Below are 8905 nucleotides of genomic sequence, written 5' to 3'. Positions count from 1 at the left end.
TTCAAAATCCTGATCACCCAACGCAATATTTTTAACGAATTTACCGTGGCTGGCCTTGTCACGCCCTGTACCCAGATTGGGTCGAGTGGCTGATGGGGTGGCCCATCGGGTGGACCGACTTAAAGCCATTGGCAATGGACAAGTTCCAATCGTGGCAAAAGAAGCATTTAGATTTTTAGCGAATAGCCATGCGATCGATGAAGAACAAAAGCGAGGTGCCGCATGAACCAATCACTTTCAAAGCTCAATAGCGCTGCCGTGCTAGATCGCGGAATTGATGTTCTGTTGGCTGTTAAAAACACTCCAGTAGCAACAGCATCTGAGATTCAGCAGCAAGTTATGCCAGACGTGACGAAGCGTGCGGTACAGCGATATTTAAAAAACTTTATTGAGATCGGGCTTTTGTACGCTAAAGCCGAAGCAGGCAAAGAGTACAGGTACTACTTAACGGGAAAAGCAAAACAATTATTTGGGGTGAATGGATGAATTTAACAATCGAGCAAATGCGGCAAATTGTGGATAGTGCGCCAAGAGGAGCTACACATTACAGCAATGAAGATTGCGAGATCGTTTATTACCAGAAAACAAACAATGTGATTTTTTGGGATTCTGAATGCAGTACGTGGGATGAGGTTTATTTCATGATGCCTAAATTGGAATCACTATCAGACCTCCGCACAACAATCGCCGACCACGATCGCACCGACTATGTAAGTGATATTCGGAATCATATTAGCCCCACTACGAAGGTGATTGAGCATGAATGATTTTGAGAAATACTGGGAAGAGAGTGCCTCTAAAGAATCATGGGCCAACAAGGCTATGGCTTGGAATATTTGGAAAGAAAAACAAGCCATCATCGACAACCTAAAAGCCCAGCTCAACAACATGGAGCAGTGCTATATCCAGCTCAAGCAAGAACACAATGAGCTAATCGCATTCAACACTGTGCAGGATCGTAAGCAGAAAGCTGCGGGAAAAGTTGCTGAGAAATATAAGCGAAAAGTTTTAATGATTGCTGATCTTTTACGTGATTCCACTGACAAGGATATGACATTGAAAGCCATTCAAGCAGTCATAGAACGGGTAGGTGAACATGTGTAAATTCTGTGGCCGCTTAAAAGGCAGTTTGGTTTGTGGGTACTGTGGCTGGGTGCCAAGTCGTGTGATGTATGCATTGCGAGGTGCCAGTGACTAAATACAACAACAAGAAGGTGGTGCTTAACGGCATCACTTTCGATAGTCAGAAAGAAGCCAGACGCTATCGGGATTTGTCACTGTTAGAGCGGGCAGGGGAAATTGAAAACTTAGAGCTGCAAAAGGCTTTCATTTTGGCTGAGTCGGTCAAGTTTGAGAGTGAGCCAAGACGCAAGCCAGCAATCAAATATGTCGCAGATTTTGTATATCAAGAGCAAGGGCGGTTGGTAGTTGAGGATGTCAAAAGCAGGATGACACGGAATTTGCCAGTTTATCGCTTAAAAAACACTTGATGAAGTCAGTACACGGTTTAGAGATTAGAGAGATTTAGGGGAATAGGGGTGAATGCGATGTTAAAAACACACGTGATGGATTGGTCAAAATACTCAATCGAAGAATGGTTGAAACAGTACGGTGCATACATCCAAACATGCCGAATGAAGTCAGGTAATGTTCCAGATAGTTTAGGCATTAATCAGATTTACTGGCTTATCTGCGAGAACAATAAAGACTACGGCAGTCGTAAAAACCAAATAACGTGCAGTATTTCAGATGATGAAGCTGAAGAAATACGGAAGCTGATCATTGATATTCGATTCTCAAATCGAATTTGTCAGTCGGCAAAGACGGCAGTTTTGTTGTTTATTGAGAAGAATGTGCGAGGGTTGTCGGATCGCAGAATGGAAGTTGAATTTAAGTTAGGGCGAAATGCACTAAAAAGCATGGTTTATTGTGGGAAATATTATCTAGCAGGGCATGACAAGAGATTGCGCCTTGAGTAAGTTGACTGGCATGCCACGATATGGCATATTTGTGTTAAGTGGTCAAAGTCATGAATACGCACTTAGCCACCTGAAAAGCAAATGACGATCAGGAAAGACTGATAATTACCGTAAGAGCTCACAGAAATGTGGGCTTTTTTTGTTGTTTTTTAGATAGTTATATATAATAATGGGATATATCATTAAAATAAGAGTAATCCAATGAAAAATAAAAGAGTGGTGATTTTAGGTGTAGTGTTATTAGTGCTTGTTTTTTTATTGTGCTTTTATGTGCATAGCGCTTCTAAAGAAAAAATCACAAAATTAGAGGATCTTTCTAAAGAAAATAGCATATCTAAATAACCTAAGATTTTGTTTATATTTAAATTTATTTTTATTTTTTGATATATTTTGCCAATGAGTATTGTTCTATTAATCTTCAATATAGCGAGCAGAAACTAGCTGTAGTTTCTGAATGACCTTCCAAGGTCCTTAGTTTATAGCCCGCACTACACGTAGAGCGGGCTTTTTTTTCGTGGCGGCTCTCTTTAATCGTAGTGGTTTAAATTGAATGCCGTCATCCCGATGAGCGGTATATATTTTGGTTAAACAGTGTCATACACTTTATTCAGAGCGTTCTGTAGTTCTTAGTTTTATACCCGCATTTCCCCAAATGTGGGTTTTTTTATGCGTGGAGAAAAGTATGCTCCAATTCTTAAAGCGACTGTTCTGCATTCACGATTACGACTATGAGTCAGATATTTTCGTGCAAATTGAATGTCGCAACTGCGGTAAAGTGAAAAAGTAACCCTCGCCACTTTGGTGGCATTTGCCGAACGTATTACGGCACATAAGACCCCGCTACATACTAGATATTGGCGGGGTTTTTCTTTTCTATTGGTGGATGCTATGACAGACAAAGTACAGGCGAAACAAGACTTAGAATTTTGCAGTGCTGAGCTGTCTAAGTATCAGAACCTCACTCGATCTGGTTTGACACGTAATGAGCTGCTGGCAATCGATGGCATCATGATTAAGTTGAAAGAGCGTATTAGGAATTTGCGCTTTGCATTGTATGCGTAATACAAAGCGACTCGCAGCAATCAGAAAGCTGCTATGCATCAGGTGCGGTAATCCACACAGTCAAGCTGCTCATTCAAATAGTGTCAAGCATGGCAAGGGTAAAGGTATTAAAGCAGATGATTCGTTTACAGTGTCGTTATGCTATTCTTGTCATTTTCAGTTCGATACGCTCCAATTGGATAACTGGATAGAAAGTGAGGCAATGTTTTAACAAAGGTTATTGAAGACTCAGCGGATGTTGGTGATTAAAGATGATATTATATTTTGCTTTCACTTAAGCAGAAGAAGATGGCTAAGAAGAAAGTAAACCCCAAATGGTTTAGACATGAAGCATTACATACTACGAGTGTTGCTGTTGAATTTGTGAATGACCACCTTGCCAATCATCAATATTATCATCAAAAAATAAATCCTAAGTTTAACAAAAAGATTGATGATGCTCTTGAGGCACTAATGGAGGCATATCAGCTATGCAATCAAGAAAATGAAGTTAAAAAGAAAATGAAAACTAATCATTAACCAAGCCACCTTAGGGTGGTTTTTTAATGTGTGCAGATTATGGATCCAAAACTCTATAAACGCTTAACAGCGAAAGGCCCAGTTAAGAATAAACCTCGTAATAGGCCACTACCTAAAGCTGGTGAGAAATACCTAGAAGTCTTCAAACGATTGAAAGAGATCCTTGATCGGATGGAAATCAAGTATGAAGAATACTTTCATTTTAAAAGTACGAAGCATTGGCGTTTCGATCTACACCTTATTGAATATCGAATGCTGATTGAAATTGTTGGTGGTCCTTGGTCAGGTGGAAGAAAAGGCAAACTTGCTACAAAATCCTGGAGCATAGATCGTTATGACCATGCTGAAGAAATGGGTTATCGCTATCAACGTTTTGAAGCCAATGATATCAACATGGGGCGTGCTACTAAGTGGCTTAGAAATTTAAAGGCATCTTATGGAACAGTTCAGACCATTCCCACCGAGCGATCTGATCGATCAGGCTGAGGAAGAGGAAGCTATTCGCTTGGCACCTGCGCCAGAGCTTAAAGAATGGGTCGTTAATAATTGGCTCACTCTCGGTGGTCAGCTGCATAACCCGGATCATGACCATATTGCTGAATTACTGCATGACAATGAAGAGTTTCTTGCATTCGCCTGGGCTTCATCTGCCGCCGTAGCAAAAAAACGTATGGTACTGGGTCAATGTGAAAAGGTCATGTTTAACCAGGGCGGCTGGAAGAAAGCACGTCAGGAACAACAGATGCGAGATTGGTTTGGATTTGTACCTCAATACTTAATCACTGTAGATGCTACTTATTGCGAACAAGCCTCAGATCGTGAGTTCTGCCGCTTGATTGAACATGAACTGTATCACATCGGTGTAGAGCGTGATGCTGATGGTGAAATCATTTATAGCGATATGACCGGACTGCCTAAGCATTATTTGGCGGGCCATGACGTTGAAGTGTTCTTTGGTGAGACCAGACGATGGGGTGCAGACGAGTCTGTTAAGCGACTTCTGGAAATTGCCAAGAATGCGCCGTTTGTATCTGAAACGAATATTGCAGCATGTTGTGGGAACTGTGTGATTGGTTAGAGCTGAAAGGCTCTTTTTTTTGTCTATCTTGCATGACGTAGCATGACAAAGGGGTAATTATGGCGGCACTAAAAGAGCCTGTAAAAATCTTTATAGTTCAGTCTCTTGCTTGCTTTGAAACACCTCAACAAGTAGCAGATGCTGTCATGCAAAGATTTAACATCGAAATTGATCGTCGGCAGTGTGAAAATTACGACCCGACCAAGTATGCAGGCCGCAATCTAAGCAAGAAATTAACGGATCTGTTTGATAAGACACGTGAGGATTTCCGAAAGAATATTTTTGATATTCCGATCGCAAACCAAGCATTTCGACTGAAAGAAATTCAGAAAATGTATGAGGATGCTGGAAAAAATAAAGTATCCAAACAGAATCTGTTGAAATTGGCTTATCAAGAAACAGACGCACGTACGACCAAGCAGGAAATAACTGGTCCAGACGGCGGTCCTTTGCAGAATGAAAACACAACCTATGTAACTGCCTCAAAAGAATTGGTAAGGCAGGTGATGGATGAACTCGAAAGTAAATACTAGTTTGCTGGAAATGCAGATCGAACAGGAGCGGTGCGAGAAAGAACATTTATTCTTTACGCGCCGTTTTTTTTTGCCACGAATGGGCTTTAAGTTTTCGGTCAATTGGCACCATGAATACATAGCTTGGGCAATTGATGAGGTCATTGCAGGCCGTATCGAAAATTTAGTTATTAACGTTCCACCAGGCTCGGGTAAAACTGAATTACTGACTAACTTGATTGCTCGGGGAATTGCTCGAAACCAGCGTTCAAGATTCTTATATTTGTCATTCTCTCAGTCACTTGTTGAGGATGTTTCATCTACGGCGCGGAACATCGTTAAATCAGCAGATTTTCAGGGCTTATGGCCTGTAAAGATATCAACCAGTACCGATGCTAAGGCAAGCTGGAAAACGACCGTAGACGGCTATGAAGCAGGGCACGTTTATTCTGCTTCAATGGGTGGTCAGGTTACGGGCCGCCGTGCAGGTACATTGGCTGATAATGGATTTACCGGTGCGATTATCCTGGACGATCCGCTCAAGCCCGAGGATGCATTCAGTAAGACGGCACGTAACAAGGCTAACCGTAAAATTCTAAATACAGTCAACTCACGTAAGGCGAGATCATCCACACCAATTATTCTAATCATGCAGCGTTTACACGTTGAGGATCCGACTAACTTCGTGATGACTGGTAACGTCCCGGGCAATTGGCATCAGATTTCGATACCAGCGTTGATCGATGATGAATATATCAATGCATTGCCAGAGCACATTCGAAAGAAAGTGCCGCGAGATGTCGAACGTGATGAAAAAGGCCGTCAAAGCTACTGGCCTTTGAAAGAGTCATTACTATCGTTGTTACAGCTGGAGAAAGGTGGCCAAGACAAAGACGGCGCTACAGTGTCTCGTTATACATTCAGCAGTCAGTACCAGCAGGCACCGAAAAAGCTTGGTGGCGATCTGGTTAAGTCCGAATGGTTTGGGCGTTATGTCGAATTACCGCCACTTAAATGGCGTGGAATCTGGGCAGATACGGCACAAAAGGTCAAAGAACATAATGACTATTCCGTATTCCTGTGTGGTGGCCTTGGTTATGACGACAAGCTTTACATCATTGATGTACGCCGTGGTAAGTGGCTTGCACCTGAGCTGATTAAAGAAGCCGAACGGTTTATTAAGAAGCATCACGTTGATACACCTGCATTGGGTGCATTGCGATATATGGCCATTGAGGATAAAGCCTCTGGTACCACACTGATTCAGACCATCTCACGAACTACTACCTTACCAATACGGGCAATCCAGCGTGATACAGACAAGCTGACCCGTACCATGGATGTGGTTTTTTATGTTGAAGATCGTCGTGTGATGTTACCAGCAGATGCTCCTTGGTTACTTCCGTATGTGGAAGAGGTGGAAGGCCTGACAGCCGATATGACACATGACCATGATGACCAATGGGATCCAACAATGGATGCAATTAATGACACCTTGGTGAATGGGTATTCGCTTTTAGATTAGGAGATGAACAGTGACAGAGCAAACTCAAACGCCTGTAAACGTGACTGATGGTGCTTATGTCAACTTCGCCACCAATCTGGGTACAGGGCGTGACAAGGCCAGCCACGGTAAATTCGTTAAAAATATTGCGTTGGGTGATCAGGATTTTGAAGCAGCCTATGAAGACTGGCTGGCTAAAAAGATTATCAATCGACCTGTTCAGGATATGTTGCGGGCGGGATGGTTTTATACAGGTATTAAAGAAGCCCAAGCTAAAAAAATGGCAGATGAGGTTAATCGTCTCCATTTACCGCGTAAGCTCTATACAGCCTTAAAATACACTCGCTTATATGGTAAGGCTTATATTCTGATTGGTTTTAGTGGTGGGAGCCTTGAAGATTCCATTGACTGGGATGGCGTTCGCCGTGGTGAGCTTCAGTTTTTTACTGTGCTTAAAAAATCACAGGTTGAAATTGCGCAAGGTACCGCGTTAATACCGCCTTCTCAAAATAATGGTGATCCTAACCAGCCAGAGTATTATCAAGTCCGTACGATTGAAGGTTCACAAACCAAACATAAAGTTCATTACAAGCGTCTTGTTGAGATCAAGAACGGCGAAGAGGCCGAATCTGTTTTATTGGCAATCTACCGTACGCTATTGCAATTCGTTGGCACAAATAGCGCTGGAGCCAGTTTGGTACATGAGGCAAAAATTGATGTAATTCAGATGCCAGGCCTGATTGATGCACTCAAATCCCGCATGAAAGACACAGTTGAGCGTTTTGCAGCTGCAGCATTCATGAAGAGCATTAATGGCATGCTGGTCCTTGATGCATCAGAAAAATACGAAAGCAAGACTAATAACTTTGGCGGCCTTCCTGAGCTGATGCGTGAGTTTGCTGCTCAAACTGCAGCAGCTGCAGATATACCTTTTACAGTGTTATTTGGACAGACCACTTCAGGCTTAAACAATTCAGGTGAATTTGATCTGCGCAATTATTACGACCGGATCAATACGGATCAGCAATGGTTTTTGCACCCTGTATTACTTCCATTATTGCGTTTGATCTATCAGAGCCTATTTGGAAAAGCTCCGGTAGGTATGGATATTAAATTTTATCCACTTTGGCAGCTGGATTATAAAACCCGTTCTGAGGTTGAAAGGAACAATGCTGAACGCGATGCCAAATACCTTGAAAAAGGCATTGTGAATGAAGCTCATGTGGCCAAGCAGCTGCGTGAAGATGGCACTTATGACTATATCGATGATGCCTATATTAAGTCGCTTGAAGCGGTAGCGGAGTCTTACAATGGATCTGAAACTGATTAAGCCACTTAAAAAGCGTGGTCGAAAGCCCAACCCATTACCCATTCAGCAGTCACGGAAAGCGGAAATAGCATATACACGTGAGCTTCTGTCTTTGGTCGCATTTACTCAGGCTGAAATAAAAAAAGACCTATTGCCTCTGCTTAAGCGCTACAACATTGGCGATACATCTGGTGTTCAGGTCTCAGACCGTTTTATTGATCAATTCATTCAGGCACTTGAATCCTTACGCCTTAGGTTGATCACCATAACTGACACTATGGCCATTGAGATTGCACGCCGTATTGTGGAGCAAAACAAGCAGTCTACGGATCAGCAGTTAGCAGACATACTATTTAAGCTGACAGGCATTGATTTTAAAGCCTTGATGCACAGTGAGGATCTGTTTGATGCAGTAAGTGATGCGGTTCAGGCCAATGTACAACTGATCAAATCTATTCCTAAGCAACATTTGGATAAGGTAGAGCAGATTGTACTGAATGGGGTTCAGAGTGGTCTACGTGCTGAACATATGGTGAAGGCCATCCAAGAAATTGGGTACAGCACAGAGAAACGCGCCAAGCTCATTGCTCGGGATCAAACAGGAAAGCTCACCAGCAAGCTGACTGAAGTACGTCAGACCAAACTGGGTATTACTCACTATTATTGGTCATGCAGTCGTGACGAGCGTGTACGTGATTCACACCGGTACCGTGATGGGAAATTATATGCATGGACTTACGTGCATGATGATGGGCATCCGGGGATTCCAATTCGTTGCCGCTGTGTTGCTATTCCATATACGGCGCATCTGTTTGATCCAAGTGCACCAACACCAGAAGAGATTATTGCGATGCAGGAGGCGGCTTAAATAGAAAGCCCAAATCGATTATGGTGATCAGTATTATCGACTTTAGAAGTGCATAAACTGGTGTATTCTTTTAA

General features: G+C 42.5%; 15 protein-coding genes. All 15 read left to right on the top strand.

The window, feature by feature from the left end:
• Nucleotides 1-222 precede the first annotated feature (222 nt).
• Nucleotides 223-486 (top strand): hypothetical protein, encoded by a 264-nt coding sequence (locus E2K52_RS01350; protein ID WP_151203206.1) that lies wholly within the window; start codon nucleotides 223-225, stop codon nucleotides 484-486.
• Nucleotides 483-767, top strand: a complete 285-nt coding sequence (locus E2K52_RS01345; RefSeq protein ID WP_151203205.1) for a hypothetical protein — start codon at nucleotides 483-485, stop codon at nucleotides 765-767. The genes E2K52_RS01350 and E2K52_RS01345 overlap by 4 nt, the downstream gene beginning before the upstream one ends.
• Nucleotides 760-1104, top strand: coding sequence for a hypothetical protein (locus tag E2K52_RS15315; RefSeq protein WP_227548204.1), 345 nt, complete (start codon nucleotides 760-762; stop codon nucleotides 1102-1104). Before E2K52_RS01345 ends, E2K52_RS15315 begins: the two co-directional genes overlap by 8 nt.
• Nucleotides 1105-1190: 86 nt before the next feature.
• Nucleotides 1191-1490, top strand: coding sequence for a DUF1064 domain-containing protein (locus tag E2K52_RS01335; protein WP_227548203.1), 300 nt, complete (start codon nucleotides 1191-1193; stop codon nucleotides 1488-1490).
• Between the two features lie 57 nt (nucleotides 1491-1547).
• A complete protein-coding gene (locus E2K52_RS01330) occupies nucleotides 1548-1979 on the top strand; it encodes a hypothetical protein (protein WP_227548202.1) in 432 nt (143 codons plus the stop codon).
• Nucleotides 1980-2180: 201 nt separating this feature from the next.
• Nucleotides 2181-2321: a hypothetical protein gene (locus E2K52_RS15015; RefSeq protein WP_153228183.1), complete on the top strand. Its 141-nt coding sequence runs from the start codon at nucleotides 2181-2183 to the stop codon at nucleotides 2319-2321.
• A gap of 546 nt (nucleotides 2322-2867) precedes the next feature.
• Nucleotides 2868-3041 (top strand): hypothetical protein, encoded by a 174-nt coding sequence (locus E2K52_RS15180; protein ID WP_171254939.1) that lies wholly within the window; start codon nucleotides 2868-2870, stop codon nucleotides 3039-3041.
• Nucleotides 3034-3252 (top strand): hypothetical protein, encoded by a 219-nt coding sequence (locus tag E2K52_RS15310; RefSeq protein ID WP_081406356.1) that lies wholly within the window; start codon nucleotides 3034-3036, stop codon nucleotides 3250-3252. The genes E2K52_RS15180 and E2K52_RS15310 overlap by 8 nt, the downstream gene beginning before the upstream one ends.
• Before the next feature lie 77 nt (nucleotides 3253-3329).
• Complete coding sequence (locus tag E2K52_RS01320) at nucleotides 3330-3560, top strand: hypothetical protein (protein WP_064095912.1); 231 nt, start codon at nucleotides 3330-3332, stop codon at nucleotides 3558-3560.
• Between the two features lie 39 nt (nucleotides 3561-3599).
• Nucleotides 3600-4046 carry a hypothetical protein gene (locus E2K52_RS01315; RefSeq protein ID WP_064095913.1) on the top strand — a complete coding sequence of 149 codons (447 nt, stop codon included), beginning with the start codon at nucleotides 3600-3602 and terminating at the stop codon, nucleotides 4044-4046.
• The gene (locus E2K52_RS01310; RefSeq protein WP_064101985.1) at nucleotides 3997-4638 is read left to right on the top strand and encodes a putative metallopeptidase; all 642 of its coding nucleotides are present in this window, start codon (nucleotides 3997-3999) and stop codon (nucleotides 4636-4638) included. Before E2K52_RS01315 ends, E2K52_RS01310 begins: the two co-directional genes overlap by 50 nt.
• 59 nt (nucleotides 4639-4697) lie before the next feature.
• On the top strand, nucleotides 4698-5171 hold the full coding sequence (locus E2K52_RS01305; protein ID WP_151203203.1) for a DUF2280 domain-containing protein: 474 nt from the start codon (nucleotides 4698-4700) through the stop codon (nucleotides 5169-5171).
• On the top strand, nucleotides 5149-6675 hold the full coding sequence (gene terL, locus E2K52_RS01300) for a phage terminase large subunit (protein WP_151203202.1): 1527 nt from the start codon (nucleotides 5149-5151) through the stop codon (nucleotides 6673-6675). Before E2K52_RS01305 ends, terL begins: the two co-directional genes overlap by 23 nt.
• A 10-nt stretch (nucleotides 6676-6685) precedes the next feature.
• Nucleotides 6686-7984, top strand: coding sequence for a DUF1073 domain-containing protein (locus E2K52_RS01295; RefSeq protein ID WP_151203201.1), 1299 nt, complete (start codon nucleotides 6686-6688; stop codon nucleotides 7982-7984).
• Nucleotides 7965-8831 carry a minor capsid protein gene (locus E2K52_RS01290; protein WP_151203200.1) on the top strand — a complete coding sequence of 289 codons (867 nt, stop codon included), beginning with the start codon at nucleotides 7965-7967 and terminating at the stop codon, nucleotides 8829-8831. Before E2K52_RS01295 ends, E2K52_RS01290 begins: the two co-directional genes overlap by 20 nt.
• Nucleotides 8832-8905: the final 74 nt, after the last annotated feature.

The sequence above is a fragment of the Acinetobacter sp. RF14B genome, from assembly GCF_006864105.1.
Lineage (GTDB): Bacteria > Pseudomonadota > Gammaproteobacteria > Pseudomonadales > Moraxellaceae > Acinetobacter > Acinetobacter lwoffii_C.
This window is presented reverse-complemented; position numbering and strand designations above follow the sequence as displayed.

Bases quoted from the DNA above. Each gene is read 5' to 3' on its own strand.
- E2K52_RS01345 (WP_151203205.1), top strand. From the start codon at position 483: ATGAATTTAACAATCGAGCAAATGCGGCAAATTGTGGATAGTGCGCCA.
- terL (WP_151203202.1), top strand. From the start codon at position 5,149: ATGAACTCGAAAGTAAATACTAGTTTGCTGGAAATGCAGATCGAACAG.
- E2K52_RS01320 (WP_064095912.1), top strand. From the start codon at position 3,330: ATGGCTAAGAAGAAAGTAAACCCCAAATGGTTTAGACATGAAGCATTA.
- E2K52_RS01310 (WP_064101985.1), top strand. From the start codon at position 3,997: ATGGAACAGTTCAGACCATTCCCACCGAGCGATCTGATCGATCAGGCT.
- E2K52_RS01290 (WP_151203200.1), top strand. From the start codon at position 7,965: ATGGATCTGAAACTGATTAAGCCACTTAAAAAGCGTGGTCGAAAGCCC.
- E2K52_RS15310 (WP_081406356.1), top strand. From the start codon at position 3,034: ATGCGTAATACAAAGCGACTCGCAGCAATCAGAAAGCTGCTATGCATC.
- E2K52_RS01330 (WP_227548202.1), top strand. From the start codon at position 1,548: ATGTTAAAAACACACGTGATGGATTGGTCAAAATACTCAATCGAAGAA.
- E2K52_RS15315 (WP_227548204.1), top strand. From the start codon at position 760: ATGAATGATTTTGAGAAATACTGGGAAGAGAGTGCCTCTAAAGAATCA.
- E2K52_RS15180 (WP_171254939.1), top strand. From the start codon at position 2,868: ATGACAGACAAAGTACAGGCGAAACAAGACTTAGAATTTTGCAGTGCT.
- E2K52_RS15015 (WP_153228183.1), top strand. From the start codon at position 2,181: ATGAAAAATAAAAGAGTGGTGATTTTAGGTGTAGTGTTATTAGTGCTT.
- E2K52_RS01350 (WP_151203206.1), top strand. From the start codon at position 223: ATGAACCAATCACTTTCAAAGCTCAATAGCGCTGCCGTGCTAGATCGC.
- E2K52_RS01305 (WP_151203203.1), top strand. From the start codon at position 4,698: ATGGCGGCACTAAAAGAGCCTGTAAAAATCTTTATAGTTCAGTCTCTT.
- E2K52_RS01315 (WP_064095913.1), top strand. From the start codon at position 3,600: ATGGATCCAAAACTCTATAAACGCTTAACAGCGAAAGGCCCAGTTAAG.